32 protein-coding genes and 1 pseudogene are annotated in these 26,820 nt (G+C 36.1%); 26 read left to right on the top strand and 7 right to left on the bottom strand.

Annotated features, from left to right (window positions below; all coding sequences use genetic code 11):
- The 11 genes and pseudogenes from FZF09_RS22890 to FZF09_RS20580 form a co-directional block, all read left to right on the top strand.
- Window positions 1–259 (top strand): annotated as a pseudogene (locus tag FZF09_RS22890) (hypothetical protein); the annotation flags it as partial.
- Complete coding sequence (locus tag FZF09_RS20625; RefSeq protein WP_158738448.1) at window positions 237–1,538, top strand: lysine N(6)-hydroxylase/L-ornithine N(5)-oxygenase family protein; 1,302 nt, start codon at window positions 237–239, stop codon at window positions 1,536–1,538. The pseudogene FZF09_RS22890 and the gene FZF09_RS20625, both read left to right, overlap by 23 nt.
- 171 nt (window positions 1,539–1,709) lie before the next feature.
- A complete protein-coding gene (locus tag FZF09_RS20620) occupies window positions 1,710–1,925 on the top strand; it encodes a DNA primase (protein WP_158738447.1) in 216 nt (71 codons plus the stop codon).
- Window positions 1,926–2,349: 424 nt separating this feature from the next.
- Complete coding sequence (locus FZF09_RS20615) at window positions 2,350–2,724, top strand: hypothetical protein (protein WP_158738446.1); 375 nt, start codon at window positions 2,350–2,352, stop codon at window positions 2,722–2,724.
- Window positions 2,725–2,755: 31 nt separating this feature from the next.
- On the top strand, window positions 2,756–3,358 hold the full coding sequence (gene rnhA, locus FZF09_RS20610; protein ID WP_158738445.1) for a ribonuclease H: 603 nt from the start codon (window positions 2,756–2,758) through the stop codon (window positions 3,356–3,358).
- A gap of 71 nt (window positions 3,359–3,429) precedes the next feature.
- Window positions 3,430–3,942 (top strand): type 1 glutamine amidotransferase domain-containing protein, encoded by a 513-nt coding sequence (locus tag FZF09_RS20605; protein ID WP_158738451.1) that lies wholly within the window; start codon window positions 3,430–3,432, stop codon window positions 3,940–3,942.
- Window positions 3,943–4,139: 197 nt separating this feature from the next.
- Complete coding sequence (msrA, locus tag FZF09_RS20600) at window positions 4,140–4,670, top strand: peptide-methionine (S)-S-oxide reductase MsrA (RefSeq protein WP_158738444.1); 531 nt, start codon at window positions 4,140–4,142, stop codon at window positions 4,668–4,670.
- Window positions 4,671–4,672: 2 nt separating this feature from the next.
- On the top strand, window positions 4,673–5,107 hold the full coding sequence (gene msrB, locus FZF09_RS20595; protein WP_158738443.1) for a peptide-methionine (R)-S-oxide reductase MsrB: 435 nt from the start codon (window positions 4,673–4,675) through the stop codon (window positions 5,105–5,107).
- Between the two features lie 188 nt (window positions 5,108–5,295).
- Entirely contained in the window at window positions 5,296–5,484 is a 189-nt protein-coding gene (locus FZF09_RS20590) for a hypothetical protein (RefSeq protein ID WP_158738442.1), read from the top strand.
- Between the two features lie 55 nt (window positions 5,485–5,539).
- Window positions 5,540–5,974 carry a ferritin-like domain-containing protein gene (locus FZF09_RS20585; protein WP_158738441.1) on the top strand — a complete coding sequence of 145 codons (435 nt, stop codon included), beginning with the start codon at window positions 5,540–5,542 and terminating at the stop codon, window positions 5,972–5,974.
- 207 nt (window positions 5,975–6,181) lie between these two features.
- Window positions 6,182–7,051 carry an alpha/beta hydrolase gene (locus FZF09_RS20580; RefSeq protein WP_158738440.1) on the top strand — a complete coding sequence of 290 codons (870 nt, stop codon included), beginning with the start codon at window positions 6,182–6,184 and terminating at the stop codon, window positions 7,049–7,051.
- Between the two features lie 128 nt (window positions 7,052–7,179).
- Here FZF09_RS20580 and FZF09_RS20575 read toward each other — a convergent pair whose 3' ends face one another.
- Window positions 7,180–7,359, bottom strand: coding sequence for an FbpB family small basic protein (locus FZF09_RS20575; protein ID WP_158738439.1), 180 nt, complete (start codon window positions 7,357–7,359; stop codon window positions 7,180–7,182).
- A 299-nt stretch (window positions 7,360–7,658) separates the two neighbouring features.
- Here FZF09_RS20575 and FZF09_RS20570 point away from each other — a divergent pair, with 299 nt between their 5' ends.
- The 8 genes from FZF09_RS20570 to FZF09_RS20535 all read left to right on the top strand — a co-directional run bounded on the left by FZF09_RS20570 (window position 7,659) and on the right by FZF09_RS20535 (window position 13,485).
- Window positions 7,659–7,805 carry a hypothetical protein gene (locus FZF09_RS20570; protein WP_158738438.1) on the top strand — a complete coding sequence of 49 codons (147 nt, stop codon included), beginning with the start codon at window positions 7,659–7,661 and terminating at the stop codon, window positions 7,803–7,805.
- Between the two features lie 111 nt (window positions 7,806–7,916).
- Entirely contained in the window at window positions 7,917–8,900 is a 984-nt protein-coding gene (locus FZF09_RS20565; RefSeq protein WP_158738437.1) for an MBL fold metallo-hydrolase, read from the top strand.
- A gap of 207 nt (window positions 8,901–9,107) precedes the next feature.
- The gene (locus FZF09_RS20560) at window positions 9,108–9,554 is read left to right on the top strand and encodes a YtxH domain-containing protein (protein ID WP_233269580.1); all 447 of its coding nucleotides are present in this window, start codon (window positions 9,108–9,110) and stop codon (window positions 9,552–9,554) included.
- Window positions 9,555–9,718: 164 nt separating this feature from the next.
- On the top strand, window positions 9,719–10,519 hold the full coding sequence (locus tag FZF09_RS20555; protein ID WP_158738435.1) for a VLRF1 family aeRF1-type release factor: 801 nt from the start codon (window positions 9,719–9,721) through the stop codon (window positions 10,517–10,519).
- Window positions 10,520–10,838: 319 nt separating this feature from the next.
- Window positions 10,839–11,222: an OsmC family protein gene (locus FZF09_RS20550; RefSeq protein ID WP_158738434.1), complete on the top strand. Its 384-nt coding sequence runs from the start codon at window positions 10,839–10,841 to the stop codon at window positions 11,220–11,222.
- A gap of 70 nt (window positions 11,223–11,292) precedes the next feature.
- Window positions 11,293–12,654 (top strand): MATE family efflux transporter, encoded by a 1,362-nt coding sequence (locus tag FZF09_RS20545; RefSeq protein WP_158738433.1) that lies wholly within the window; start codon window positions 11,293–11,295, stop codon window positions 12,652–12,654.
- Window positions 12,655–12,673: 19 nt separating this feature from the next.
- The gene (locus FZF09_RS20540) at window positions 12,674–12,862 is read left to right on the top strand and encodes an SE1561 family protein (protein ID WP_158738432.1); all 189 of its coding nucleotides are present in this window, start codon (window positions 12,674–12,676) and stop codon (window positions 12,860–12,862) included.
- Window positions 12,863–12,876: 14 nt separating this feature from the next.
- Entirely contained in the window at window positions 12,877–13,485 is a 609-nt protein-coding gene (locus tag FZF09_RS20535; protein ID WP_158738431.1) for a histidine phosphatase family protein, read from the top strand.
- 60 nt (window positions 13,486–13,545) lie between these two features.
- Here FZF09_RS20535 and FZF09_RS20530 read toward each other — a convergent pair whose 3' ends face one another.
- On the bottom strand, window positions 13,546–15,078 hold the full coding sequence (locus FZF09_RS20530; RefSeq protein WP_158738430.1) for an AbgT family transporter: 1,533 nt from the start codon (window positions 15,076–15,078) through the stop codon (window positions 13,546–13,548).
- A gap of 341 nt (window positions 15,079–15,419) precedes the next feature.
- Here FZF09_RS20530 and pdaA point away from each other — a divergent pair, with 341 nt between their 5' ends.
- Window positions 15,420–16,190 (top strand): delta-lactam-biosynthetic de-N-acetylase, encoded by a 771-nt coding sequence (gene pdaA, locus FZF09_RS20525; RefSeq protein ID WP_158738429.1) that lies wholly within the window; start codon window positions 15,420–15,422, stop codon window positions 16,188–16,190.
- A gap of 59 nt (window positions 16,191–16,249) precedes the next feature.
- On the opposite strand, the gene FZF09_RS20520 is transcribed toward pdaA, so the two are convergent.
- Complete coding sequence (locus tag FZF09_RS20520) at window positions 16,250–16,591, bottom strand: GAF domain-containing protein (protein WP_158738428.1); 342 nt, start codon at window positions 16,589–16,591, stop codon at window positions 16,250–16,252.
- A 136-nt stretch (window positions 16,592–16,727) separates the two neighbouring features.
- Between FZF09_RS20520 and FZF09_RS20515 the strand changes: the two genes are divergently transcribed.
- From FZF09_RS20515 to FZF09_RS20495, 5 genes are all read left to right on the top strand, one after another.
- On the top strand, window positions 16,728–17,612 hold the full coding sequence (locus FZF09_RS20515; protein WP_233269579.1) for a DNA-3-methyladenine glycosylase family protein: 885 nt from the start codon (window positions 16,728–16,730) through the stop codon (window positions 17,610–17,612).
- Window positions 17,613–17,632: 20 nt separating this feature from the next.
- On the top strand, window positions 17,633–18,865 hold the full coding sequence (locus FZF09_RS20510; RefSeq protein WP_158738427.1) for a PucR family transcriptional regulator: 1,233 nt from the start codon (window positions 17,633–17,635) through the stop codon (window positions 18,863–18,865).
- A 119-nt stretch (window positions 18,866–18,984) separates the two neighbouring features.
- Window positions 18,985–20,100, top strand: coding sequence for an alanine dehydrogenase (gene ald, locus FZF09_RS20505; protein ID WP_158738426.1), 1,116 nt, complete (start codon window positions 18,985–18,987; stop codon window positions 20,098–20,100).
- Window positions 20,101–20,321: 221 nt separating this feature from the next.
- The gene (locus FZF09_RS20500; RefSeq protein ID WP_158738425.1) at window positions 20,322–21,083 is read left to right on the top strand and encodes a DeoR/GlpR family DNA-binding transcription regulator; all 762 of its coding nucleotides are present in this window, start codon (window positions 20,322–20,324) and stop codon (window positions 21,081–21,083) included.
- Between the two features lie 290 nt (window positions 21,084–21,373).
- Window positions 21,374–21,613: a hypothetical protein gene (locus FZF09_RS20495; RefSeq protein WP_158738424.1), complete on the top strand. Its 240-nt coding sequence runs from the start codon at window positions 21,374–21,376 to the stop codon at window positions 21,611–21,613.
- A 6-nt stretch (window positions 21,614–21,619) separates the two neighbouring features.
- Here the strand turns inward: FZF09_RS20495 and FZF09_RS20490 are convergent, their stop codons facing one another.
- The 4 genes from FZF09_RS20490 to ectA all read right to left on the bottom strand — a co-directional run bounded on the left by FZF09_RS20490 (window position 21,620) and on the right by ectA (window position 24,428).
- The gene (locus FZF09_RS20490) at window positions 21,620–21,787 is read right to left on the bottom strand and encodes a PLDc N-terminal domain-containing protein (protein WP_091586280.1); all 168 of its coding nucleotides are present in this window, start codon (window positions 21,785–21,787) and stop codon (window positions 21,620–21,622) included.
- A 273-nt stretch (window positions 21,788–22,060) separates the two neighbouring features.
- Window positions 22,061–22,447, bottom strand: coding sequence for an ectoine synthase (locus FZF09_RS20485; RefSeq protein WP_091586176.1), 387 nt, complete (start codon window positions 22,445–22,447; stop codon window positions 22,061–22,063).
- Window positions 22,448–22,560: 113 nt separating this feature from the next.
- Window positions 22,561–23,847, bottom strand: coding sequence for a diaminobutyrate--2-oxoglutarate transaminase (gene ectB / locus FZF09_RS20480; protein WP_158738423.1), 1,287 nt, complete (start codon window positions 23,845–23,847; stop codon window positions 22,561–22,563).
- Window positions 23,848–23,909: 62 nt separating this feature from the next.
- Window positions 23,910–24,428, bottom strand: a complete 519-nt coding sequence (gene ectA / locus FZF09_RS20475) for a diaminobutyrate acetyltransferase (RefSeq protein ID WP_255450614.1) — start codon at window positions 24,426–24,428, stop codon at window positions 23,910–23,912.
- A gap of 917 nt (window positions 24,429–25,345) precedes the next feature.
- Here ectA and FZF09_RS20470 point away from each other — a divergent pair.
- A complete protein-coding gene (locus FZF09_RS20470) occupies window positions 25,346–26,755 on the top strand; it encodes a Glu/Leu/Phe/Val family dehydrogenase (protein WP_158738422.1) in 1,410 nt (469 codons plus the stop codon).
- The last annotated feature ends 65 nt before the right edge of the window (window positions 26,756–26,820 follow it).

The following is a 26,820-nucleotide window of genomic DNA, read 5'->3' as shown; positions in this document are numbered from 1 at the left end:
GCGTTTCACTCGAATGTCGGTGAGAGGCAAAGAAAAAGTAGAAAATGAACTAGGATTTGCATTCATGGTGGTAAACTTGAGAAAGTATACCGCCTCCAAACATCATGGCCCCCTGAATAATAATCAAAAAAGATTCCGATTATCAAAAAACGATAATCGGAATCTTTTTTACTATTTCGGGCTAGTTATGTCCCAGCCCCTATTTGATATTGAAATGGGAAGAAAGGTAGAGATCGATGAATACAAACAATCTTTATGATGTAATTGGAGTTGGAATTGGTCCCTTTAATTTGGGATTAGCCGCTTTACTAGATAGGGTTGAGAATATAAACGGTCTATTTTTTGAACAAAATAGTACGTTTGAATGGCATCCTGGAATGCTGCTTGAGGGTACCGTGCTAAATTCGCCTTTCCTTGCTGATCTTGTCACTTTTGCAGATCCCACCAGCCCCTACACAATAATAAATTACCTACATAAACATAATCGATTATACCAATTTTATTTTAACAAAGATTTAAAAATTCCGAGAAAAGAATATAATTCATATGCAAAATGGGTTGCTAATAAGCTCACCGCCTGTCATTTCGGATATCGGGTAACCGATGTAGAAGAAATTCCGGAAAAAGAATGTTATAAAATTCAAGTAATACATGTTAACAACGGAGAAAAGCATACCTATTTCACCCGCCACGTGGTAGTGGGTACTGGGAGCACTCCGCTTTTCCCTCCAGGATTAGATGACAAAATTGATGAAGACATCTATCACAGCAGTTTATATGGACTCAAAAAAGAACGAATAAAAAATGGAGATAAGATTATGATTGTCGGATCAGGACAAAGTGCAGCTGAAATATTTTATGATCTGCTCGTGGACCAAAAACACTATGATTATGACCTTACTTGGTTTACTCGCTCAGCAGGTTTCTATCAATCAGAAGCAGCAAAGCTGGCTAGGGAAGTGTTTTCACCAGATTTTATTAATTATTTTCGTTCGTTAGGGTTTGACGCTAGATTGGAAGCATTGCCTGAACTGGATAAAGGTAGAAAAGGAATCGAACAAGAAACGCTGATGAAAATTTATGAACTGCTCTATCACCGTTCTATTGAAAGAAAAGATCCTTCTGTTACCTTACAGCCTATGACAGAAATAAAAGATATTAAACGAAAGAATAAAGAATATAACATATACTGCGAACAGTGGCAAAAGGGCGAAAGGTTTAAAAAAACAGCAGATAAAGTAATTTTAGCGACGGGATACAAACCAAATATTCCTAAGTGGATAACAAAAATGGCTGAGTTAGTTTGGGAAGATAATAAAAGATATAAAGTCGATGATTACTACCGTCTTGTTTTTAATGATAAGAGATCTCATAATATTTATACGTTAACTAATTTAGATCATTCACATGGGACAGCTGCAACAAATCTAGCTTTATCGGTATTAAGAAACCAAACGATTATAAACGATATGTGTGGTTTTGAAATCTATCCACTTCAATATGACACAATTTTTCAGCAATTTTCGCTTAAAAAATAAAAATGCATATTTTTTGGTAAAAAGGCACAAACTTTTATCACTAACTTATTTTTCCTATTGTGCTTAGTTGAAAAGATGTAATAATGTGTAAAATCCACTTCGCACGTTTGGGAAATGTTTGTGATGGAAATCAAAATACCGTCAGTAAAAACAACAGAAGGAGGAATTTTAATGAATAAGAAGTTACTTTATGCTGCATTGTCCGGTGTGTTAGCTGTTGGTGTAATGGCTGCTTGCGGGGGAGTAGAAGAAGAAGATCCAGCAATGGAAGGTGACAATGGTGGAGGAGAAGAGGATGTAGAAATTGAAGATGACGCAGAAAATGGCGGCGGCATGGAAGACGAAGACAATGAAGATGGTGCTATGGAAGAAGAAGAGGAAGAATAATAATAGCTATCTTATAAAAAGAGCCCTTAAATTAAAGAGGGGCTCTTTTTTGTGTGAAAAAAATTTACTTTGCTAATAGGTATGTTTTCTTTTGTTATACTTTAGGAAAGTTGAACTTTTTTTAAGGATTAAAGTATAAGAAAAACTAAGGCTTTAGCCATTAAGGACTTGGAGAACCCAAGTTTTTCTAATTAGGTAAGAAAGTATAAATTTTGGCGTTTTTGATGTCTAGCTTTAGCGCCCAGCCGCTCGGGGTTTCTTCCCTTTCGACTCCGGGTCGCAGGCGACCCTGCGCGAAAGCTCCAGAACCTGTCGCGGCTGACCAGGGCGCTTGCGCTTTTCTTAAAATTTAAGATTGAAGATAAGTAATGCAGCAGCAATATAAATAATAAGAAATAGTTTATCATTGAAGGGGGAAAACAGAATGTCAGTGAAAGAATTGATATTTATCATCATTCTGCCTTCTACTGCAGCTATTATAACAATGTTCGTAACTCTTGCGATGCAATGGATGCTTGAAAAAGAAGTAAATCATAAACAACCCTTTTTTCTGTTTCATATTGTGAATATAATATTTATTGTGATGATGTGCGCAACGAGTTCTATTGTATTTCATGGTTTAATACTGAAAGGATTGGAGATAAAAGGGTGGTTGATTACATTTTTATATGCTTACGTGTATCCTCTCCCTTTGATAATTCTCCTTTATGTTTTAACGGTACCGTTTTTCCGTTCTTACATGCAGCCTTATCGCATAAAAAGAGACACTAATATTGTCCACTTAAAAAAACAACGGTAATTAATGAAAACTTTTACAGGAGTGTTTAATAATGGCAAAAAAGAAATTCTATGTTGTTTGGAAAGGAAGAAAACCAGGTATATATAGCAGCTGGCCGGAATGTGAAAAACAAGTTAAAGGATTTTCAGGGGCGTCCTTTCGTTCTTTCTTATCAAAAGAGGAAGCAGAACGTGCATTTAATGATGAAAATAAGGATGTTACTCACGTTAATAAGGAAAGCAATCAACCATACATAGAAGAAAGCATTTCAGTGGACGCAGGTTCTCATGGCAACCCTGGTTTTGTAGAATATAAAGGCGTTTGTACAAAAACTGGAGAAGAAATATTTTCTCATCCTGGAGTAGATATGGGAACTAATAATATGGGCGAATTTTTAGCAATCGTCCATGCCCTTTCATATTGCCAAAAGAATAGTAGTAAAAAACCAATATATACAGATTCGGGCACAGCAATGAACTGGGTGAAAAAAAAGAAAGCAAATTCAAGCTTAAAACGTTCGAAAGAAACAGAGGAAATTTGGAGCTTAGTTGAACGAGCGGAAAACTGGCTGAAACATAATGAGTGGGACAACCCTATTTTAAAGTGGAACACAAAGGAATGGGGAGAAATAAAAGCAGACTATGGAAGAAAATGATGTTTAAAGGAAAATGTGAAGGGTATAAATACCAACGTGGCTATGAGAGAAACACGAAGGAGTGATAAATGATGAGTAAAAAAATCGCAGCAGTCATGACCAATATGTTTGAAGACTCCGAGTACACGAGCCCAAAAGAAGCTTTTGAAAAAGAAGGTCACCAATTAACTGTCATTGAGAAAGAGAAAGGTAAGACAGTGGAAGGGAAAAATGGAGAAGCGAAAGCCACAGTTGATGCTGCAATAGATGATGTGAATCCTGCTGATTTTGATGCTTTATTTATTCCAGGTGGTTTTTCACCGGATATGCTGCGTGCAGATGAACGATTTGTGAAATTTGCTAAGCATTTTGTAGATGAAAATAAACCTGTTTTTGCTATTTGTCACGGACCACAGCTTCTAATAACAGCAAAAGCATTAGAGGGACGAAAAGTGACCGGCTTTACTTCTATACTTGTAGATCTTGAATATGCAAAAGCAGATGTGCATGATGAAGAAGTGGTTGTTTGTCATAATCTTGTAACAAGCCGAACCCCTGATGATTTACCAGCATTTAACCGAGAATCTATAAAACAGCTTCAATAAACCATCAAGAAAAGGGCAGCCGTCTGGAGGCTGTCCTTTTCTTATACTTTAATAAAATTAACTTTGCTAAAGTTTAAAAAAACTAGGGCTTCCGTCATCAGGACTTGGCGGTATGTTTTTCTAAAGCAGATTTTCAGTATATAAATGAACTTAATGATATAATTTAAGATAAGGTAAAAGCAGGAAGGAGGAGGAGCGTGGCTGATAAAACGAAATTAGCTACATTTGCTGGAGGTTGTTTCTGGTGCATGGTCGGCCCTTTTGAGCAATTTGAGGGAGTTTTATCCATTACCTCAGGATATACTGGCGGTTCCACTGAAAATCCAACTTACGAAGAAGTGTGCTCGAATAAAACAGGGCATGTAGAAGCAGTTCAAATAGAATATAATTCGGAAAAAGTATCTTATAGAGAGCTATTAAATACGTTTTGGAAGCAAATTGATCCTACAGACCACGGCGGTCAATTTAATGACAGAGGAGAATCCTACCAAACTGCTATATTTTACCATGATGAGCCGCAAAAATTGGAGGCCGAACAATCGAGAAAAGAGCTTGATAAAGAAGGCCCATTTAATAAACCTATTGTGACACCGATAATACCTGCCAAGACTTTTTATCCAGCTGAGGAATATCACCAGGATTATCACAAAAAAAACCAATTCCATTATTTAATGTATCGTAAAGGTTCAGGAAGAGAAGGGTTTATAAAAGAATATTGGGGTGAATGAAAATGGCACATAATAAAGAAGAACTGAAAAAAAAGCTTACACCTATTCAATTTGAAGTCACTCAAAACAACGGAACTGAACGTCCGTTTGATAATGAATACTGGAATTTGATGGATGAAGGGTTATACGTCGATATTATTTCTGGAGAACCTTTATTTAGTTCAGACCATAAATTTGAATCGAATTGCGGCTGGCCTAGTTTCACAAAACCCCTTTACCCGGAGAGCGTTGTGGAAAAATTAGATACTTCGTTTGGTATGAGAAGAACAGAAGTAAGAACGAAACAATCCAATTCGCATCTTGGTCATGTTTTCCCTGATGGCCCGCCGCCTGATGGATTAAGATATTGCATTAACTCTGCAGCATTAAAATTTATTCCTAAAGATAATTTAGAAGAAGAGGGGTATGGAGAATATCGAAAACTGTTTCAAAAATAGAGTTTAGTTACATTCATGTCATATCCCAATACGCAAAATGCTAGAGAAGATATTCTGCTAAAAGTATGGACCTCTGAACATTTTCGGAAATCCTAAACCTTTGAGGTGAATGTGGAATTTTCCATTTTCCATAAATGAGATGTTTGTCTTTTTAAAAAAGGTAAGTAAGTAAATTTTTGGCGATTTACATGTCTAGCGCAAGCGCCTACTCGCTCGAGATTCCTTCGGTTCGTCAATGGAAAGCCAAGATCAGCTTTCCATATGCCGACCCTCCAGGACTTGTCGCTCGTGAGCAAGGCGCTTTTGCTTTTCTTATGTTTAACCGTTTCTGTAAAAGGGTACTATTTATAATGGAAAACATGTTTTTGACAGAATAAAGAATAGCACAGCAAATATCTAAAATCTTTGTAGTTATTGAAGGAGGAGTCTTAAATGGATGCAAAAATGAAAGAACTAATCGATGGCTTAAATGAAGACTTAGCAAATGAATATGCAGCCGTAATTATGTACAATAACAATGCTGCGGTAGTTTCTGGATTATACCGCCAGGTTTTAAAGCCTTTCTTTGAAGGAGAAATAGCTGATGAGCAGGGACATGCTCTTTATTTAGCGGAAAAAATTAAGACACTTGGCGGAACTCCTACGACCCGGCCAGCTGACGTAAAACAAACGGAAGATGTTAAAGAAATGCTTCAAAATGCTCTTCAATCAGAAAAAGATACCATTGAACGATACAAAACACGGGCAAAGCAAGCTGATGAATTAGGTTTAATTGAACTTCAAATTAAATTAGAAGATTTAATCGCTGATGAAACGGGTCACATGGAAGAAATGGAACGTTTATTGGCGGATCCTCGTATGCAATAAAAAGGTAGTAAAAAGACTGTTCTCTCCTAAAAGATGAGAGAACAGTTTTTTATTTTCACTTTTAGTATATGGCATTAAACATAAGGAATTGTCGACAAACTGAGTTTTTTCTAACGTTATATAATAAGCTGATAAATAACATAAGATATAAAGATATAATACTTGCTAAAAAGACTCGGGTTATTAAAAAGAAGGGAATAAAGCGGGATGAATACGGAATCTAAAACAATTAAAAAATACGTGGACAAATACAATTTGCCTCATGAAAATGTGAAATATGAATGGGTGAAATATGACGACAGCTCATTATTTTTTCAATTGTTTTCACCTACTCATCCTTTGGAGAGAAAAAAAACTGTTCTGTTTCTCCATGGTTTTTTCGACCATACGGGAACAAATGCCGCGTTAATTTGGCATCTCCTTAACCAAGGATATAGTGTGGCGGCTTTTGATTTGCCTGGTCACGGCCTCTCAGGAGGGGAGCGCTTTAAAGTAGATTCTTTTCAGCAGTATCAAAATGCGCTGGAATCCATATTAAAAACATTAAGGAAGCGCGGTATTACAGAACTACATGGTGTGGGACACAGCACAGGGGGGGCTATATTAGCAGATTATCTGTTAACGAGCGGTCCTGCTCCATTTAAAAAAGTTTGTTTAATTTCACCACTGATTCGTTCAAACCAATGGTGGGTGAGCAAACTTTCTACCCCATTGGTGTCTCTTTTTCGGGACGAATTGCCGAGAAGGTTTCGTATGAACTCAGGAAACACTGCATTTATGAAAAAGTTAAAAGCTGATCCACTTCAAGGAAAAATTATTTCGTTAAAATGGGTTGATGCTATGTTTGAATGGGAAAAGCAATTGAAAGCAAAAGCTCCCATCAATCATAATATTCTTATTCTTCAAGGGACAGAAGATCAGACGGTAGACTGGAAACATAATTTGGAGGCTTATCTTAAGTTGTTTCCAAGAGCAAAAAGGATGTTAGTAGATGAGGGAAGCCATCATTTAATAAACGAAAGAAAAGAACAAAGAACGGTGGTTTACGATTTGATTATAAAGTATTTGACCGATTAAAAGTTATCTTGATAAAGCTTATTAAGATGTGGAGGGAAAATGAGTAAAACCCCACTATTGCTTATCAGACTACCTCGGTTTATGAAAAAAAGAGCCATCCCCACTATGACCAGGGGACGGCCTTTTTATCATTTTGCGTACTTCATTTCTTTTTCTTTATATTCTTCTAATTCTTCAACATAAACCTCTTTAGCTTTTCGTTCATCCAGCTTTTTCTCTATTTTGTTTATTGCTGCTGGATCCCTTAAAAGCTCTTCTTTGTTTTCGTTGATTAGTTCTTCTAAGGTGGAGCGCATTGGTTTTCTCATTATCCAAACCTTCCTTTATAATATTTTCTCGTCCATCCATTACCCATTATAACGTTTTAAATAACATAATAGACAAGAAAAATGTTAATATTTTTTAAAAAATTGCAATATAAAAACAAAATCAACTTCATAAAAATTCGTTTTTGTTTTGTAAGCGTTTACTAAAAAGAACGGTTATTTACAAATTATCAAACAAGTGTTAGAATATTTATAAATTTATTTCAATTTAAATACGGTACTCTTGTATTAACTTAATGTTACACTAGTCAGAATATTCAATTTAAAGGGGAGGGTGGGAAATGACTGTATCTCAAAAAAAGTCAATTGTTAGTATAGAAAAACAAATTGAGGAGTTAAATACAAAGTTAAATAATCTTAAGCATAATAGTGAGGAGAGGTTTGAACAGCTTGAAACAGATGATTTCATTTTAGAAGTTTATAACTAATTACTATTTTAGTGAATGTTTAGCTAAAGAGAGGTTAAACATTCTTTTTTTCACTGTTAACCATGTGAAATTTAAATGACACAGTTTAGCAGTATAGAAAGGAGGTAACACATGTCACCAACGTTCCTAAAAACCCATCACATTCATCAAATCACCTTGCCAACCCCCTTTTTGGTGGGACCAGTCCATGTTTATTTAATTGAAGGGGATGCTTTAACTCTGGTTGATACAGGTCCTAATACGACAGAAGCATGGGAAGTATTGACGAAATCATTAAAAGTTCGAGGATATCAGCCTGAAGATATTGATCAAATTATATTAACTCATCATCACCCTGATCATGCCGGGTTAACATACTGTTTTGCTGAAACAGCAGAAATAAAAGGGAATTGGAAAAATAATTATTGGCTCGAGGCTGACTCAGAATTTTTTTCTAACATAATTGCTTTTTTTAGTACCTTATATGACCGGTTAAATGTACCCTTGCGTTTGAAGAACAAAATATTAAAAGAGAATAAAAACTATATGCGAATGATGAAAACAACAACACTTAGTTCATCTCTTAAAAATGAAGATTTGATAGATGGATTAAGTGGATGGAAAATAATTGAAACACCAGGTCACGCACAAACCCACGTATCTATGCTGAGAGAAGAAGATGGATGTTTTATTGGAGGAGATCACATTCTGGGTCACATTTCTTCTAACGCTATTATTGAGGCCCCGTACCCTGGAGAAAAGAATAGGAGCAGATCATTACTTCAATACCGTAAAGCTTTAGAAAAATGTGCGCATTTACCGATTGATAAAGTGCATCCCGGTCACGGTGAGACGGTAATAAATGTTAATGATTTAATAAATACTCGTTTAAAGGATCAGGAAGCGCGAGCGGAACAACTATTGAATTTATTGAAAAAACACGGTTCGAAGGATTGCTATCAAATATGTGCTTTGTTTTTTAAGGAAGTAGTCGATATACAGCCGGATTTAACGATGTCTGAAATATTAGGTCACTTAGATTTATTAGAAGAGAAAAATTTACTATCTGTCACAGTACAAAAAAATAAGCTTTATTATTCTGCTTACAAAGGATGAAATGTTTACGTTAAACTGTATAAAATAAACTAGCTTTTTGTTATTAAGACTTGTTTTTAAAACAAGTTTTTATATCATTTAATTTAATGAATGATCATTCACTCAAATTAAGATTGTAAATAAAAGAATAATCTTGCTTCATTGGTGGTATGAAAATACTATATAATGAATGTAGAAGATAAAAAAGAAGGAAGGTGGATGGAAGGAATGGAAAATAAAGAAGAGAAACAATCACGATCACAACTAGGGCTGAAAATTGGTTTAGCGGTAGGAAGCGCTTCTGCTGTTGTATTATTTGGGAATCGTCGTACGAGAGAAAAAATAATAAACGGAACAAAACAAACAGCTGCTGCGATCAATGAAGCAAGTAAATTCTTGTCTGAAAATAGAGAAGAAATCATTTCACAGGTTAAAACAGCTTCTAATGAATTATCGGACTTATTAAAATCAGCGAATGAAGACATTCAACAAATTTCCCAAAGGGCTAGCCATTTAAAAGATACTACTTTAAATGTAAAAGAAAGAACCCAAAAAACGGCTGAAGAACTAAAAGAATTAAAAGAGAAGGAATCAGAAGAACAAGTGAAACAAATAGATCAAGCTGACAATGTAGAAAGACTTCCCACCGGCCATAATGTTTCAAAAGAAATGTAAGTAAAAAGAGTTGTCTAAAATGGCAGCTCTTATTTTTAGGATAATCAAATGCCGCCTTTAATACTAAACAAGCGAACTTTTTCTAAATATTAAGTTTATGTTCATTTTTAAAAGGAAATAAGAAAAATGTAGTGTTGTTAAGTTCGTAAAAGGAGGCATTGGTTATGGGATTATTAGAAGAGCTCAAGAATTACTCTCAACAGCAAGATGAAACGGGCATATTGACTATTTATTTAAATACAGATTTTGGTGATGGCAGCCAGCATAGTGGAGAATGGAAAATACGATTAAAAAATGGATTGAAAAAATTAAAAGAGTATGTGGACACAAGCGGCACGGCTGATGAAAAAAAGGCATTTAAAAAGGTAGCGGACCAAGCAGATCAACACATATACGATCGGCAGATGAACTTGCAAAAAAGTTACGTTTTTATAGCTTCTGCTGACGGTAATATTCTCATGGAAAAAATTCTTCAGGTTCCAGTTGAGACTGCTTTTCATTGGGAAAAAAAACCAGAGCTTGGCCAATTAGAAGAATTGCAGTCAAATTATCCGGCTGCTGGAATAGTTATGGTACAAAAAAGCGATGTTCATTTTATAGATACTGCACTTGGAGAGATTCGAGAGGAAAAGCATTTTAGCTGGGAAGTTGAATCAGAGGATTGGAAGCAATATGAAGGAAATTCAGCAACAGAAAGAATTTCTTCTGGTTCCACTCAAGTAGATGAAGTACAGCAGCGCTTTGAGGAAAATCGGCAGCGCTGGTATAAAAACCTTGCTCCGGTTATAGATAAAGAAGTGAAAAATAGAAACCAGCAAGGTGTTTACCTTGTTGGAAATAAAGAATCCATTCGTGATCTTGAAAAGCACCTTGGTGCAAAAGTTATTGATAGCATCCCTAAAAATTTAACTTCAAAGGCTTCTCATGAAGTATTAAACAAAGTATACGGCGAAAAAGTGAGATAAAATTAAAACCGGGCCATGGCCGCCCGGTTTTATTTTATACTTTAAGAAAGTTTAACTTTGTTAAAGGAACAAAGTATAACTAAAACTACGACTTCCGCCATAAGGACTCGGCGGTAAGCCGATTATTTCTAATGATGTTAGTTACATAAGGATATTGCTGATTTTTAAATAAACGATCTAAAGCATAATGCAATGAAAACTACGATGATTCTGTTAATATATATAAAGAATCCTTGAAATTTTCATAGTCCCTTGACGTATCTGATTTATTTTTTTAAAAATAAGGGGAGTTATTATAAACAGAGGAGAGAAAACATACATGGAATTTTGGATGCAAGAAAACAGTTTTACTACAGAAACAGAGTTTGGAGACTTACAAATTTCTGGCAATGCAGACCATGGCTTTAGACCGTATCAATTGCTTGTTTCTTCGGTTGCTGTTTGCAGCGGCGGGGTACTAAGAAAAATTATGGAAAAACGCAGGCAGACTATTAAAGATATTTATATAAAAGCGGACGTTAAAAGAAGTGAGCAAGGAGCAAATGAAGTACAAGAAATTCATTTGCATTTTATCGTTTATGCTGAGAATGTAACAGAAACACAAATGAAGAAAAATTTGGAATGGACACGAAAAAATTGTTCGATGGTGCAGTCTGTTAAGGATAGTATTCATATTACGGAAACGTTTGAATTAAAAAAATGATAGCTGACCTGAAAGGTTGTTAGAGAAACATACCAATAGAAACGATCGAGCTAGAACAGGAGAGAAAAAGATGGGTATCGAAAATAAACAAATGGATTTTACAGAAGGCAGCATCATGAAAAAAATGATTTTTTTTGCTACTCCCATCTTTTTAGGAAACCTTCTTCAAAGTTCCTATCAAATTATTGACAGTTTATGGGTAGGTAACTTGATTGGAGCAGATGCTCTAGGAGCTGTATCTATTTCCGCGACTATTATATTCACTATATTATCATTTATTATTGGTATCAATAGTGCGACATTGACTGTGCTTTCACAAAGAACAGGGGCAAAAGACAATGAAGGGCTGCGTGTTTCATTAAATGCTTTTGTATTTGTATTAGGAACACTATCGATTTTTTTAGGCGCGGCAGGTTATTTTTTATCTCCGTTTATTCTTAAATGGATGGGAACACCAGAAAGTATCATGCCCATGGCTTTAAATTACTTACGTATTAATTTCATTGGGATCATATTTTTGTTTGGCTATAATTTTATTGGAACGGTGCTGCGTGCGGTTGGGGATAGTAAAACACCTTTGCGTTTTATTTTTTTAGCAGTAATTTTAAATACGGTATTAGATCCCGTATTCATATCTGTGCTTAATTATGGAATGGAAGGAGCCGCTTATGCCACAGTCCTTTCCCAAGGCAGCGCATTTCTTTTCGGAATTGTTTATTCTATAAAGAAAAGAGGTCTGCCGTTTACTATTCCATCACCTCCGCCGTGGCCGGAATTTAAGAGAATTTTTAAACTAGGACTTCCATCTGGTTTTTCAATGATGGCCATTTCAGGTGGTGTGCTTGCTATTATGACTGTTGTAACGTCTTTTGGGGAAACAGTCATAGCAGGTTATGGTGCAGCACAACGTATAGACAGTGTTATTATGCTTCCTGCTATAACGCTGGGTTCTGCTATTACGAGTATGGCTGGGCAAAATATAGGGGCTGATAAATGGCACCGAGTTAATGACATAGCAAAGAGTGGTTTGCTTTTAATTGTTAGTGTTTCTTTAACGATCAGCTTGTTTGTATTTCTATCTGCCGGGCTATTGATGGGGATGTTTGTGGAAGATCAAGCAACCATTGATTTTGGTGCGTCTTACCTTAAAATTATAGCCTTCTTTTATCCGTTTTTAGGCATTAATTTTGTATTAAATGGAATTGTTCGGTCTTCAGGGGCCATGTTTCAAGTGCTCGTTCTTAACATTATTTCTTTCTGGGTGCTGCGTTTTCCGCTTGCTTGGGCCTTCTCCTCTATCTTTTCTGAAATCGGCATTGCTATAGGTATTGGATTGAGTTTTGTTGTTAGTAGTGTGATAGCTGCTTCCTATTATCGATTTGGGAAATGGAGAAATATTAATATTTTTCACGAAGAACAAAAAGATAACTAAAAGAGAAGAGGGGGAAGTTATGAGCAGCCCAGTTCATAATAAAAAGCGTCAATTAAAGTATTTGAGGCAGCGAGTGATATTGATACAGGAAATGGTAGAACAGATGGAAGAAACAGACGACGTCAAGTCATCTGATTTAGAACGACTTGATCATATGTTTGATCAAATAAAAGTTAAAATAAAACAATTTAAACAAGATTGGGATTGAGAGGACAGGGTAGGATGGAGATTTATTTAATAAGGCATGGTGAATCAGAAGGCAATCGCGAAGCTAAATTGCAAGGCTGTGAAGATTTTGACTTAACTACGAAAGGAAAAAAACAAGCGGTTAAGCTGGGGAAATATTTTTCAACAGTTAAACTTGACTACCTTTACAGCAGTGATCTGGCTAGAGCATATGAAACAGCAAAAGCTTTAGAAAAGTATCAATCTGTTCAAACCATCGCTTCAAAAGAGTTTCGAGAAATACATTTAGGACCGCTCGAAGGCAAAACAAGAGAACAAATATATGAGGAATACCCTGAAGTGAAAAATAAAAATTTACTTCAGTCAGGACTTGCTGGAACGGAGACAGATGAACAAATAACAGCAAGATGCCGTCATTTTTATAAAACGTTAATGAACATAAAAGAAAATGAAAAAGCTGCTGTCGTTTCTCACGGCGGCTTCCTCACTATTTTCCTAATGTATCTGCTCGCTGGAGAACAATGGAATACACTGCACCGTCCATTTCAGATAAACAATACAGGAGTGACCAAACTAAGCTGGAGAGGCGATAAACTTTCTATTCATTATATAAATCAGTATCATCATTTAGAATCAATCGAGTAAAACTCCGGTATTAAAAAAGACGCTGCAGTTCAGGTGCTGATGCAGCGTCTTTCTCTAAGATTAACCGTTATATTCAATAGGGGCGCCTGGTCCAAGATCAATCCCGAAAGCCATCCAGACAATTAACATAATGGTCCATGTAATCATGAATATAATAGAGTAAGGCAGCATGACAGAGATTAAGGATCCAATCCCCATTTTTTTGTCATATTTTTGAGCAAACGCAATAATGATTGCAAAATAAGTCATTAATGGAGTAATAATGTTGGTAGTAGAATCAGCTACACGATAAGCCATTTGGGTAAGCTCAGGTGAATAACCTTGCAGCATCATTATTGGAACAAAAACTGGTGCCATAATTGCCCACTTAGCAGACGCACTTCCGATAAATAAGTTAATAAAACCTGTTATAATAACAAAGGCGATAATTAAAGGAATCCCGCTTAAATTAATAGTGTCTAAAAATTCAGCTCCGTATACTCCTAACAAAAGCCCCATATTCGTTTCATTGAAATAAGCGACAAATTGACCGGCTGTAAACGCAAGGACGATAAACATTCCCATCGATGCCATTGTTTCTGAAAGCTGATTTGCAACGTCTTTGTCGTTTTTTATGGATCTTGTCACTATTCCATATACTAAGCCAGGTACAAAGAAAATGATGAGTATGACAACAACTAATGAACTCATAAATGGAGATTGGACAATAGCCCCGTCTTCTCCACGTAATGGAGCGCCAGGAGGGACAATTAACAATGCGAGTAAAAAGGCGGTAACAAGAGTGGAAATTCCTGCCCAAAGCATACCTTTTTTCTCTTGAGAAGTAATGTCCTGCAGTTCTTCGGTATTCACTTCTTTATAAGTTCCCAAACGCGGTTCTACGATTTTTTCACTTACCAACGTACCAACAATAGTTAAAAAGAACGTAGATGCTATGATAAAGTAATAGTTCATTGCATTGTTCATACCCTCTGCGTATGCAGCATCAATAGTAGCTGCTGCTTGTATTGTTAATTCCCCGAGCATCGGATCTGTAGCAGAAAGTAATAAATTAGCACTAAAGCCGGCTGACACTCCGGCGAATGCTGCAGCCAGCCCAGCGAGAGGGTGTCTCCCTAAAGCGGCAAAAAGCATGGCACCAAGAGGCGGAAGAACGACATAGCCTGCATCGGAAGCTACGCTTGACATGATACCTGCAAAAACTAATCCTCCTGTAAGAAGAAATTTAGGTACAGATAAAACAAAACTGCGCAAAAGGACACCAATAAGTCCAGTCCGCTCGGCAATCCCGATGCCGATCATTGTTGCAAGAACAACACCGAGCGGTGCGAAATTAATAAAATTCTCAACCATGCTTGTGAACATGTATTCAATGCCATCACTAGAAAGAAGATTGGTGATAGTAATGATCTCTCCTTCTTCTGCCGGATCTTCAATCTGTAATCCAGCGTTAGAAAGAACAGCGGATGCAATAACGACAAATATAGCTAAAATAGCAAATAAAGTAATCGGGTGCGGCAGTTTGTTGCCTACCTTTTCTATAACGTCCAGTGAACGCTGGACAATCCCTTGTTTTTTGGCATCCTCCGCCATAATGTATTTCCCCCTTTTAAATATATAAACAATAATATAGTATTCTAAAATAATATACAAAAACATTACAAATAAAATACAATTCGTTTACATTTTAAGCTTATAAGTTACTATTTAGTAACAATTACTTGTTATGAACATAAACATACCACCCTTCAAAAAATGAAAACGCTTACTTATTATTATTTATATCATTTTTCTTAGATGGATAAAACCCTTTTTATAATGAAAATTATTTTATTCATATAAAGTATTAAAGTGCCTCATATGAACTAAGTGCTCTTTTGAATAAAGAACGAGGAAAAGTAGAACCTATAAAGTAAAAATCGGAGGAATGCCAAATGAAATATATTATTGTTACTTTTTTATTCCTCTTCCTAAGTCTTTCTTCTTCAATTGACACTGCACTTGGTGAAGAAATATATAGATGGAATTTTAAGCCTGCTAAAAATAATGAGCCATCTGATACGGAAGAAATGTATAAAGATTTACTCGACAAATACGGTGGTTTTTTTATAGGGGACCCCAATCACAAAACATTATATTTGACCTTTGACAATGGGTACGAAAATGGCTATACAGCTGATATTTTGGACGTATTGAAAGAAAAGGATGTTCCAGCCGCTTTTTTTGTAACCGGTCATTATTTGAAATCGGCTCCCGATCTGGTTAAAAGAATGAAGGAAGAAGGCCACATTGTTGGCAATCATTCATGGCATCACCCAAGTTTGCCTGAAATAAGCGAAAAGCGGATGAAAAAAGAATTGTCAAAAGTGAAGGAAGAATACGAACAAATTACTGGTGAAAAAGATATGATTTACTTAAGACCTCCGCAAGGAACCTTTAATGAAAGGTCGCTTGCTCAAACTCAAAAAATGGGGTATATCAATGTTTTTTGGTCGTTTGCTTACGTAGATTGGGAAACAAATGGTCAGAAAGGACCAGATCATGCTTATAAAAGTATTATGAGAAGAGTTCACCCGGGAGCAGTAATGCTTTTACACTCTGTTTCAGAAGATAACGCGGAAGCTTTAGAAAAAGTAATTGATGAATGTGAAAAACAAGGATATACCTTTAAAAGTTTGGATGACTTATTGTTTAAAACCCCTTAAACAATTGGAAAAGGACGGAAGTTCATGGGAGCTTCCGTCCTAAGTGTGTAAATATGTATTTATGTACAAAGATCACCTAATTCAGAAGCTACCGTTTCAAGAGTAGAAACATCTGTTACATCAAATACAATCCATTGTTTGCTTTTTACTACTAATACACCAATTTCTTTGTTACGGTTTTTAATTGGAAAAGCTAGTTGACTTTGCATGTTTTCTCCGTCGTCAGCAAAAGCATGAAGGCGGGTTTCTTCATTTTCATGCAAGTATATCCCTGCCCAATTAATATAATCCACTTTTTCACACAATGTATTAACAGTTTTTGAGAAAGTTTCAGAAATGTTGTTAGATTGATAGACTGAAGACAAAATATGGATAGAAGCTAGGTCTGTAGATATAGTCAATGATATCCTCCTTTTTTTGTTGGAATTGCTTCTATTTTACCAAATAATAAAGTCTTCACGGGCTAGTAAGTTTAGGAAATGAAGGAGGACATGGTATAATACAGAAAAAAGATTTTTGAAGCAAGGGGGGAGTCATGTGTGGAAAATAGAAAAGGAACTGACGAATTTGTATAATTACAAACTGCTTCTCAAACGAATGAAAGCAGATCCATTATTAAGCATTAATAAATCATTGCATTCTATTCGAATACCTGTGGAAGATGGAGGTATAAAAGAAGGTGTATTGCTGCAATTTAGTGATACTTCTTCTGGAGTAAAAGCTGAACTATTTGGAGAAAGGGTCAGTAAAGAAGCAGCTTTTTATCAAGTGAATAGAATATTTTTATGGGAACGTCCCTTGTCCAAAATATATGATCATTTTTTAACAACAGATTTAGCTCCCCTTTTCAAGTGTTTTGCAGGCGTCCCGCTTGCTCTTGATTTTGAGTTATATGGCTGTTTAATGAAAACTATTATTCACCAACAGCTGAATATGAAATTTGCTTATACGCTAACTACCCGTTTTGTTCAAACATATGGGGAACAAGTAGATGGTGCTTGGTTTTATCCTGCCCCTGAAAAAATTGCTGGCCTTTCACCATTTGATTTACAACAACTCCAATTTAGTAAAAGAAAAGCAGAATACGTTATCGATACATCAAAGCTAATTGAAAAAAACAGCCTTAATCTAAAGAATTTGACCTACAAAAGAGATGAAGAAATAATTCAAGATTTAACATCGATTCGTGGTATTGGCCCTTGGACAGCTCAATGCTTTTTATTGTTTGGATTAGGAAGAGAGAATCTTTTGCCAGCAGGTGATATTGGAATTCAAAATGGTTTAAAGAAACTTTGGGGAAAAGATCACAAACCTTCTGTAGAAGAGATAAAAGAACGTGGGAAGCAGTGGTCCCCTTATGCAAGTTATGCCGCTTTATATATATGGTTGAGTACAGAATTCCCAGATTATTGTTTATTTTAGTACATATTGGGGGAGTCAAGATGGTCGAACAGTTTTTGAGAAAATTTCAACGTCGGTTTTATTCATTAGAAGAATTTGCTGATTATATTAGTGAACTTCTTGACGGTCCGGTGACTATTGAGGATTCCAATCACAGGCTGCTTGCATATAGTACCCATAAAGAACACACGGATTCCGCCAGGGTTTCTACTATAATTGGAAGACGAGTACCTGAAAAAGTGATAAATACACTTTGGAAAGAAAGGATTATTCCTGCTCTTCACCACCAAAATGAGGCAATGTATATTCGTGAAATAAAAGAAATTGGTTTAGGTAATCGCATGGCCGTTTCAATAAAAAAAAGTAACGAGATATTAGGATATATATGGGTCCTAGAAGTAAACCGCTCTTTTGGGGAGCGGGAGGCATCGTTGCTGCAAGCAGCTGCAGCAAAAGCAGTTACTCAATTACAACAAGTTCATTATCTGAAAAAAGAACAAGAGAAAAACAGTCAAGAATTATTCTGGAGATTACTAACAGGCGAGGTTATGGAAGAGGAAGGTATTCAAAATGATCTTCAAAATTGGTTTTCTAAAATGCCGCAGCATTTTTCTGTTGTTGTGTTTGAAACAAATGAAGAAATGGTTGAGCACGTTCACAAAAATATTGTGTATATAACAAACACATCTCAAAAGATAAAAAAATTATTTTATACAACTGATAGAAATATGTTAATTATGCTTGTGGAACCAGTGCACAATAGAGAAGAAAAAAGTCTTCGTCTGTTTATAAAACAGTGTATACAGTTGTTAAAAGAGAGGATTGGTGTGAACCAGGTACTTGCTGGAAGCGGTGAGTTGTGTTCACATTTTTCAGAAGTGAAAGATAGCTATGAGAAAGCTCTAGATGTCATTACAATAAATAAACAGCTGCTACCAGATAAAGAAAAATTTGTGTTTTATCACGAATTAGGATTTTACAGATATGCGAAGGTTTTATTGGAGCAAAAGAAACGAGAAAGTTATACAGAACCTGTATTAGAATTACTAAAAGAATATGATCATAAAAATAATACGGATTTATGCAAAAGTTTGGCCGTTTATCTTCAGCATGATGCAAATATGAAAGAAGCTTCTAAAAAATTGCATATTCATGTGAATACATTGGCTTATAGAATGAAACGAGTGGAGGAGCTGACCAATATAGATATAGGGAATGCCCATCAAAAATCATCTTTGCTTTTAGAAATTAGTTTAACCGAATTAAGTGATTAAGAGCAGTCATTTGTGAATTTTCACAAACGGCTGCTCTCATTTTTTGGAATATTAACGATGAAGCAGCATATTACCTTCCTCTATAATGTCAGTAAGACAAAAACATAGGGGGACGAACAATGATTATCGGAGTTCCAAAAGAATTAAAAAATAATGAAAACCGTGTAGCATTAACACCGGCAGGCGTAGTATCTCTAATAAAAGCAGGACATGATGTTTTCATAGAGGCAGCAGCAGGAGAGGGGAGCGGTTTTTCGAATGAAGAGTATAAAACAGCAGGTGCGATAATTAAATCAAATCCGGAAGATGTTTGGAAACAAGCGGATATGGTCATGAAAGTTAAAGAACCACTAGAGAAAGAATTTATATATTTCAGAGAAGATCTTATTTTATTTACCTATCTTCATTTAGCAGCAGAACCCAAACTTGTTAAAGCTTTAACGGAATCAGGTATGACGGCAGTTGCTTATGAAACCGTAGAAAAGGATGGAGTTTTGCCATTATTGACTCCAATGAGTGAAGTGGCTGGCAGGATGGCTGCTCAAATTGGCGCCCAGTTTCTTGAAAAACCAAAAGAAGGAAAAGGGATTTTACTTTCTGGTGTTCCGGGAGTTAAGCGTGGAAAAGTTACTATCATTGGGGGAGGAGTTGTTGGAACCAATGCAGCGATCATTGCTTCTGGTTTAGGGGCTGAGGTAACGATTATCGACTTAAATCCACAAAGACTCCGTGAAATAGATAATACGTATAACGGTAAAATACAAACTCTAATGTCTAATCCTATGAATCTCTATGAAGAAGTTAAACAATCAGATCTTGTAATTGGTGCAGTGTTAATACCTGGAGCAAGGGCACCGAAACTCGTAACAGAAGAAATGATTGCTTCTATGTCTGCTGGTTCCGTAGTTGTTGATGTGGCCATTGATCAAGGCGGGATTATAGAAACAGCTGACCGGATTACAACGCATGATAATCCTACGTATATAAAGCATGATGTGGTGCATTATGCAGTGGCTAATATGCCTGGTGCCGTCCCTAGGACTTCTACGATTGCATTAACAAATGTTACAGTGCCTTATGCTCTTGAGATTGCGAACAAAGGAATCGTTCAATCCGCTAAAGAGAACGAAGCTCTTAGAAAAGGGATAAATGTAGCGAATGGTAATATAACATATGAAGCAATAGCAAAAGATTTGGGTTATACTTCACAAACGCCACTAGCCGTTTTATCATGAAACTTAAAGTAACCAGGGGGGCTTTCCTAAGGGATAAGCTCCTTTTTTGCGTTATAAAGAATATGGAATTCATAATTTTGAGTAAGACTAAGACCTCCGTAATTAATTTGACGACAAGTCAAGGTTTCTAATCTTTCATTATAAGTGTTTTATTTTAAAATACTTGAAAAATACTTAAAAAAACTTATAATGGAAGATAGGGGAGAAGAGAGGTATGTTTCATGTATCAAGAAGAACGAATGGCAGCTATCATTGATTATTTAAAACGTCACCAACGCATGAGCATTCAAGATATGTGCCAGGAATTTCACGTCTCACGAGACACTGCGAGGAGAGATGTCGTAAAGCTAAAGGAACAGGGACTTGTTATTAGAACCCATGGCGGTGTAATGCTTCCTCGAGTAAAAGAATCACTAAAAGACTACGCAGAACGCTTAGAACGATCTGCAGAAGAGAAAAATAAAATTGCAAAACATGCCTCGCAGTTAATTGAATCAGAAGAAGTGATCATGCTAGATGCATCTACTACCGTGCAGTTCACAGCTGAAAAGATTCACAGCAGCAGGTTAACTGTTATAACTAATTCAATTGTTAATGCCGAAAGTGTTTCTACTAAGAACGATACAGAAATATATTTACTAGGGGGCCGCTTAAATCCAGAGCACCGTTTTTTATTCGGACCAAATACTCTTAGTAAATTAGACCAGTACTATGCTGATAAAGCGTTTATGGGTGTAGTAGGAATAAGCGAAGATGGTTTTTATTACGCTCATGAAGAAGATGCTGCTGTGAAAAAGAAAATGTCTGAAAGGGCGGACAAAGTATATGTACTAGCCGATCATTCTAAATTTCATAAAAAGCATTTTTATAAAGGAATGGATTTGAGCTTAGCTGATGTTATTATTACAGATCGTCTTCCATCAGACGACTTCATTACTTTATTCAATGATAACGGCATTGATATGATCATTGCCGAATCATAAAAAGCGTATATCGGCGTTATCTTCTTTAAGAAGAGCGTAACGATAGAATAAAAAAGGTCTGCACCCAAGTTTTTTGGGTACAGGCCTTTTTTCTTTGTACACTACTTAGAAATATTATAGGTTAGCAGTTTCAGGACTACGTACAGGAACTGAGTTTTTCTACCCAGAATCGATGAAGCCCCGCGTTAGCCTTGCCGTTCTAAAGACTGCAGCAATATGATAAAGTAGCTGACTTGGAATAAAAAACCCTTCATTTGGATTTTATCCTTTGAAGCAGGAGGGTAAAACGCATGGCTTACTATGTATATAAAGGGAAAGTGAACCATCCGGCTTATGAACTTCCATTTATAATATATTTTGATCCATATGAAGAGTCCGTTTGTATAACAACTTCATATATGAGTGCACAAAAACCATCCATTTGCAACTATCAATACCCTGCCAGGTCGTTAAATGATGTCCGCACACTCATAAATAAGATGGGAGCTAATGGTGATAATGTAATATTTAAATATTATTATTTACACTAATGAATGTTAATTGTTCCTAATAATTAAATAAACAATTAAACCAATTACTGGAAAAAAGAGAGTGCCTATCAAAACAATTAATGCAAATTCTTTACTGTTGCCTTTTCGGATAGAATCACGGTAGGCCCAAACACTTGTAAAAATATTTAATAAAAAAAGACCTAAAATAAACATGAGAATGAATCCAAAGAAACCCAATACTTCCAATTATTAACACCCTTTCCTTTCAAAATTGCTCTATACCATAATCATACGGAAGTGCTAAAAAAATGTTTCATTTCTTCTTTAAAAGGTAAGAAAAAGGTAAGAAATTATAAATATTTGGCGTTTTACATGTCTAGCTCCAGCGCCTACTCACTCGTGAGCAAGGCGCTTGCGCTTTTCTTATTTAATATAAAAAAGCAAATAAAAAACCTCCAGCTGTTATAAGCAGCTGAAGGAATGTTTTTAGTCAACGTCTGCAGGATAAACACCGTTTTCGTCGTGTACTTCACGACCACTGACCGGTGGGTTAAATACACACACCATACGCATATCTGTTTTTGCGCGGAGCATATGTTCATCATGCTCATCAAGTGCATAAAGTGTATCAGCTTTAATTGGATGTACTTTATTGTCGCTAAGTGTTTCTACTTCTCCTTCACCTTCAATGCAATATACAGATTCAAGATGGTTTTGATACCAAATATGTGTTTCTGTGCCGGCTCTTATGATTGTGTCATGGACCGAATACCCCATGTTGTCCTTTTTTAAAATTAAACGTCTGCTGACCCAGTTGCCGTCATCCACTTCTTGTTCAGTCCCTAAAACATCTTCTAGTTTAACTACTTTCATGTTGTTTCCTCCTAATTTTTTTGAATAGAGTTTGTCATAAAAGAAAAGCCTGATCAAAAGGTTGTTCTAATAGACCAGGCCTTTCTTATGATTAACAAAATTGTATGGTTTCATTATGATGTAACGAGATCTTTTTCTTCTGCAACGACATCTTCAATAGCTTTTTGAAGAATAGCAAGTCCTTTTTCTAATCCTTCATCATCAATGGTAATTGGAGGGAAAAGCTTGAATACTTCATCGTCTGGACCAGCTGTTTCCATAATTAATCCGTGTTCAAAACATTTACCTGCAACTTTATCTGCCAGACCGTCCACTTCACTGGCAATTCCTTGCATAAATCCTCTGCCGCGGTGAGTCCCTTTTAATTGAGGATATTTTTCAATCATGTCATTTAGGAATTGTTGAATTCGTTGTGATTTCTTTTGCACACTCTTTTCTAATTGGTCATCCTTCCAATAGTTAAGTGCTTCTGTTGCTGTTACAAACGCCATATTGTTCCCACGGAATGTTCCATTATGTTCACCTGGGGCAAATTTATCGTAATCCGGGTGAATAAGAGTAAGAGCAAGCGGAGAACCATAACCGCCAATTGATTTAGAAAGACAAACGATATCCGGTTTTATACCTGCAGGTTCGAAACTGAAAAAGGTTCCTGTACGGCCCACACCAGCTTGCACATCATCAATAATTAGCAGGATGTCGCGCTCACGGCAAATTTTTTCAACAGCTTGAAGCCATTCCATACGAGCTGCATTTAGACCGCCTTCACCTTGAACAGTTTCCAGAATAATAGCTGCTGGAGTATCAACACCGCTGCCATTATCATCTAATAAACGTTCCATATATTCAATTTCCTGATTTGTATTTTGAATATAATTGTCAAATGGCATGGTTACAGCATTTTGAAGCGGAATGCCGGCACCCTTTCGTTTGAAAGCGTTTCCTGTTACAGATAGAGCACCGATTGTCATTCCGTGAAATCCATTTGTAAAACTAATAACATTTGTGCGTCCTGTTACTTTACGAGCAAGTTTCAAAGCACTTTCTACTGTATTTGTACCGGTAGGCCCAGGAAACATCACTTTATAATTTAGATCACGGGGTTTTAAAATAACTTCGTGAAACTTTTCAAGAAATTCACCTTTTGCTTTAGATGCCATATCAAGAGAATGAGTAATACCATCTTCCTGAATATATTCAATTAATTTCTTTTTCATGTTGTCATCGTTATGACCGTAATTCAAGGCACCTGCTCCAGAAAAGAAATCAATGTATTCTTTTTTATCTAAATCCCATAATTTGTAGCCTTTTGCTTCATGAAATACAGTTGGAAATCCACGCACATAGCTGCGGACCTCAGATTCATGCTCGTTGAAAATGCTCAAGTCATTTTGATTCATGCTATTTGTAGATCCTCCTTAGTGGTCTATCAGCGATTATTGTAATTTTTTAGGGTTCAAAGTTATTTATCAAATGGACCGATACGGAATGTTAATTCAGCTTCATGTCCTTCTCCTGGAAAAAGTTCTTCTGCGAAACATTCGGAAACCTCACAATTAGTGTTATGGGTACGGGCCAGTTTTTTAAACAGAGCCTGTGACGCCTCATTGGAAGGTGTGACAGTAGCTTCCAAATATTTCACATCATCGCAACCTGTACGTTCTACGAGTTCATTTAATAGCCGGGATGCCAGTCCTTTTCCACGCTGGGAAGTGTCTACACCGACTTGCCACACAAAAACTGTGTCTTGTTTTTCCGGAGGGATGAATGCTGTGACAAAGCCGACTAATTCACCTTTTTCTTTTGCCACTACGCAAGTTTCTGCAAAAAACTCACACATCATAATGTATTTGTAGGAAGAATTCAAATCTAATGTTGAATTTTTTACAAGTTCCCACATGTCAGCTCCGTCTTCAACTGTTGGCTTTTCAAATGTTAGTGAATCAACAGTGCTTACAGTACCAGTCATCTTCGTTTCCATCCTATTATCACCTTCGTTTTGATTAATAAGGACCTTAATAACCTATTCCTCCTGACTATGAAACTTAAACACTCTATACTTCTCCTTTGTGGAGAAGCAATGTGTTTCTCAATTGTTCATGAATTAATAATAGGATGGACAGAATAAAAGTTCAAATGCTCTTGATAAGGATTAATAGTGCTTAGTTAGGTTTAATGGTGATGGCTGCCAGTAATACTTGCCGCGCTTACATAATGCTAGCGTATAGTTGGTTATACACCGTTTTTGTCGAAGTTATTGATTTTTGGTTATGGTAAAAGATTGACAAAAGCACTGATGTATCAGCTTTCATTGGGGTTTCAGATTTTTTAAGAAAAAATCTGAAATTTTTGGATGAACAGTTTTATCAATGCATTACATATTTTTTGTTTTTAAAGGGTAAGAAATTATAAATAGTTGGCGTTTTTGATGTCTTCCGCACCTACTAGATCGAGATTCCTTCGGTTCGTCAATGGAAAGCAAAGATCAGCTTTCCATATGCCGACTCTCCAGGACTTGTCGTTCGTGAGCAAGGCGCTTGCGCTTTTCTTATTTTCTACTTTTAGGAAAGTTTGTATTGGCTGGCTCAAGATACAAGAAAAAGAACTGTACTTTTCAACGCATGGACGTAGTGATGCCGCCCTTGTTACAGTACGTGGCGCTTTTATATCATGAGATGAATAGATATTTGGGAGATAGAATAAGGGCACTGTTTCATCTGTTATCGCATTATAATAGTAAAATTTTTGCCGGCAGCTTCTTTTAATTTATGGCAAGCCGAGCTTTTCTAAAGTAAAAAGGATTTAGGAAAGATTTATTGAAGCTAACAAGGGTTTCAAAAAATGATGATTAGGTAATGAGGGGAGTATGCCTGCAATAAGTCAAAAGGAGGAGAAATAATGGAAAGATCCCAAACAAAAAAATTAATCGAAGAAGTGGTTGCCGAATTAAAAGATCAGGATTTTTTAAAAATGGATATAACGGACAAAAAGGAACGTGAAACGGTTTTGAATTCCGCTGGAGAAATTTTAAAAACAACAGATAAAATAATAAAAAGCTACATACGGGTTTCTAGAGAAGGAGGAATGATTGAACGTATTCCTGCTTATCGAGTTCAGCATAATAATATTAGTGGTTTTTATAAAGGCGGTATACGCTTTAGCGAAGAAGTTAGTGAGTCAGAAGTTGAAAACTTAGCTATTTTAATGACATTAAAAAATGCTTTGCATGGTCTTCCCTTTGGGGGAGCAAAAGGTGGAGTACATGTAAACCCTCGAAACTATACGGAAAGAGAGCTTAATTTAATAAGTAAAAAATATGTTCAGCGTTTTGCATTAAATTTAGGACCCACTCAAGATATCCCTGCTCCCGACTTAGGAACGAATGATAAGATCATTGATTGGATGGTTGGTGAATATAAGACAATCAATCCAGGCCAAGCTTATACCGGATCATTCACAGGAAAAAGTGTAGAAAATAACGGTGCAACAGGACGGAGAGAATCTACTGGTATCGGGACGTTTTTAAGTTATATTTATTTGTTAAATGCTTGGTTTTTGGATAAAAAAGAAAATACAAGCATGGAATATAAAGAAAGAAGCAAACAATGGAATACACTTGAAAAACTTTATAATAAATTCAAAGAAGCAGATCCAATAGAAGTGGCTGTCCAAGGTTTTGGTAACGTAGGAAGCATAGCTGCACTTGAAGCGTATAACTGTTCAGAAGTCAAACATCGAGTTACCGCTGTATCAGACCAATTTGTGACTTTAATTAATAAAGAAGGTTTAAATATTGAAAAATTAGTTGTATATACCGACAAACATAAAAGACTGCCACAAACATCTCAGCAATTAAAAGAAGCAAATCTGGAAGCAGAAATTAATAAACCGCAAGACATATTAACACTTCACACAGATGTATTAATATTTGCAGCTATTGAAGATCAAGTGACAAAAGAAAACATGAAAGATATAAAGGCTGATGTTCTTGTAGAAGGTGCAAATGCTCCTGTTTCGGTTGAAGCAGATTTATTTTTGCAAGAAAAAGGCAAAATCATTGTGCCTGATATTCTGGCTAATGCTGGCGGGGTGCATGTATCCTATTTAGAGTGGAAACAAAGCCGAGTAACCGAAAGCTATTCGAAAGATGAAATATTACAGGAAATGAGCAGTCAAATGAAGGAAACTTTTAAAAAAGTTTATGATGAATACTTTACAACTAGAGAACATACGATGAGATTTACTTGTTATTCGATTGCATTAAGACGATTAATCACCTTGTTACATCGGCATGGAAAGTTGTTTTAACAGAAGCCATCTAATATTAGCATGTTAACACCTGTTTTATACGAAAAAAGAAGCCGCTCTCAATT

Origin of the sequence: Alteribacillus sp. YIM 98480 (assembly GCF_009765375.1) — a bacterium.
GTDB lineage: Bacteria > Bacillota > Bacilli > Bacillales > Marinococcaceae > Alteribacillus.
The sequence above is the reverse complement of the archived record's forward strand: the minus strand, read 5'-3'. Positions and strand labels throughout refer to the sequence as shown.

Excerpts from the sequence above, each read along its gene's own strand:
- FZF09_RS20530 (WP_158738430.1), bottom strand. The coding sequence starts at position 15,078 with ATGGCGGAGGATGCCAAAAAACAAGGGATTGTCCAGCGTTCACTGGAC.
- FZF09_RS20550 (WP_158738434.1), top strand. The coding sequence starts at position 10,839 with ATGGAATTTTGGATGCAAGAAAACAGTTTTACTACAGAAACAGAGTTT.
- FZF09_RS20490 (WP_091586280.1), bottom strand. The coding sequence starts at position 21,787 with ATGTTTATTTTAGGTCTTTTTTTATTAAATATTTTTACAAGTGTTTGG.
- FZF09_RS20565 (WP_158738437.1), top strand. The coding sequence starts at position 7,917 with ATGTCACCAACGTTCCTAAAAACCCATCACATTCATCAAATCACCTTG.
- FZF09_RS20485 (WP_091586176.1), bottom strand. The coding sequence starts at position 22,447 with ATGAAAGTAGTTAAACTAGAAGATGTTTTAGGGACTGAACAAGAAGTG.
- FZF09_RS20500 (WP_158738425.1), top strand. The coding sequence starts at position 20,322 with ATGTATCAAGAAGAACGAATGGCAGCTATCATTGATTATTTAAAACGT.
- FZF09_RS20470 (WP_158738422.1), top strand. The coding sequence starts at position 25,346 with ATGGAAAGATCCCAAACAAAAAAATTAATCGAAGAAGTGGTTGCCGAA.
- FZF09_RS20570 (WP_158738438.1), top strand. The coding sequence starts at position 7,659 with ATGACTGTATCTCAAAAAAAGTCAATTGTTAGTATAGAAAAACAAATT.
- pdaA (WP_158738429.1), top strand. The coding sequence starts at position 15,420 with ATGAAATATATTATTGTTACTTTTTTATTCCTCTTCCTAAGTCTTTCT.
- FZF09_RS20545 (WP_158738433.1), top strand. The coding sequence starts at position 11,293 with ATGGGTATCGAAAATAAACAAATGGATTTTACAGAAGGCAGCATCATG.
- ald (WP_158738426.1), top strand. The coding sequence starts at position 18,985 with ATGATTATCGGAGTTCCAAAAGAATTAAAAAATAATGAAAACCGTGTA.
- FZF09_RS20575 (WP_158738439.1), bottom strand. The coding sequence starts at position 7,359 with ATGAGAAAACCAATGCGCTCCACCTTAGAAGAACTAATCAACGAAAAC.
- FZF09_RS20625 (WP_158738448.1), top strand. The coding sequence starts at position 237 with ATGAATACAAACAATCTTTATGATGTAATTGGAGTTGGAATTGGTCCC.
- ectB (WP_158738423.1), bottom strand. The coding sequence starts at position 23,847 with ATGAATCAAAATGACTTGAGCATTTTCAACGAGCATGAATCTGAGGTC.
- rnhA (WP_158738445.1), top strand. The coding sequence starts at position 2,756 with ATGGCAAAAAAGAAATTCTATGTTGTTTGGAAAGGAAGAAAACCAGGT.
- FZF09_RS20495 (WP_158738424.1), top strand. The coding sequence starts at position 21,374 with ATGGCTTACTATGTATATAAAGGGAAAGTGAACCATCCGGCTTATGAA.
- FZF09_RS20560 (WP_233269580.1), top strand. The coding sequence starts at position 9,108 with ATGGAAAATAAAGAAGAGAAACAATCACGATCACAACTAGGGCTGAAA.
- ectA (WP_255450614.1), bottom strand. The coding sequence starts at position 24,428 with ATGGAAACGAAGATGACTGGTACTGTAAGCACTGTTGATTCACTAACA.
- FZF09_RS20540 (WP_158738432.1), top strand. The coding sequence starts at position 12,674 with ATGAGCAGCCCAGTTCATAATAAAAAGCGTCAATTAAAGTATTTGAGG.
- FZF09_RS20615 (WP_158738446.1), top strand. The coding sequence starts at position 2,350 with ATGTCAGTGAAAGAATTGATATTTATCATCATTCTGCCTTCTACTGCA.
- FZF09_RS20555 (WP_158738435.1), top strand. The coding sequence starts at position 9,719 with ATGGGATTATTAGAAGAGCTCAAGAATTACTCTCAACAGCAAGATGAA.
- FZF09_RS20510 (WP_158738427.1), top strand. The coding sequence starts at position 17,633 with ATGGTCGAACAGTTTTTGAGAAAATTTCAACGTCGGTTTTATTCATTA.
- FZF09_RS20620 (WP_158738447.1), top strand. The coding sequence starts at position 1,710 with ATGAATAAGAAGTTACTTTATGCTGCATTGTCCGGTGTGTTAGCTGTT.
- FZF09_RS20585 (WP_158738441.1), top strand. The coding sequence starts at position 5,540 with ATGGATGCAAAAATGAAAGAACTAATCGATGGCTTAAATGAAGACTTA.
- FZF09_RS20535 (WP_158738431.1), top strand. The coding sequence starts at position 12,877 with ATGGAGATTTATTTAATAAGGCATGGTGAATCAGAAGGCAATCGCGAA.
- FZF09_RS20605 (WP_158738451.1), top strand. The coding sequence starts at position 3,430 with ATGAGTAAAAAAATCGCAGCAGTCATGACCAATATGTTTGAAGACTCC.
- FZF09_RS20580 (WP_158738440.1), top strand. The coding sequence starts at position 6,182 with ATGAATACGGAATCTAAAACAATTAAAAAATACGTGGACAAATACAAT.
- msrB (WP_158738443.1), top strand. The coding sequence starts at position 4,673 with ATGGCACATAATAAAGAAGAACTGAAAAAAAAGCTTACACCTATTCAA.
- FZF09_RS20590 (WP_158738442.1), top strand. The coding sequence starts at position 5,296 with ATGTCTAGCGCAAGCGCCTACTCGCTCGAGATTCCTTCGGTTCGTCAA.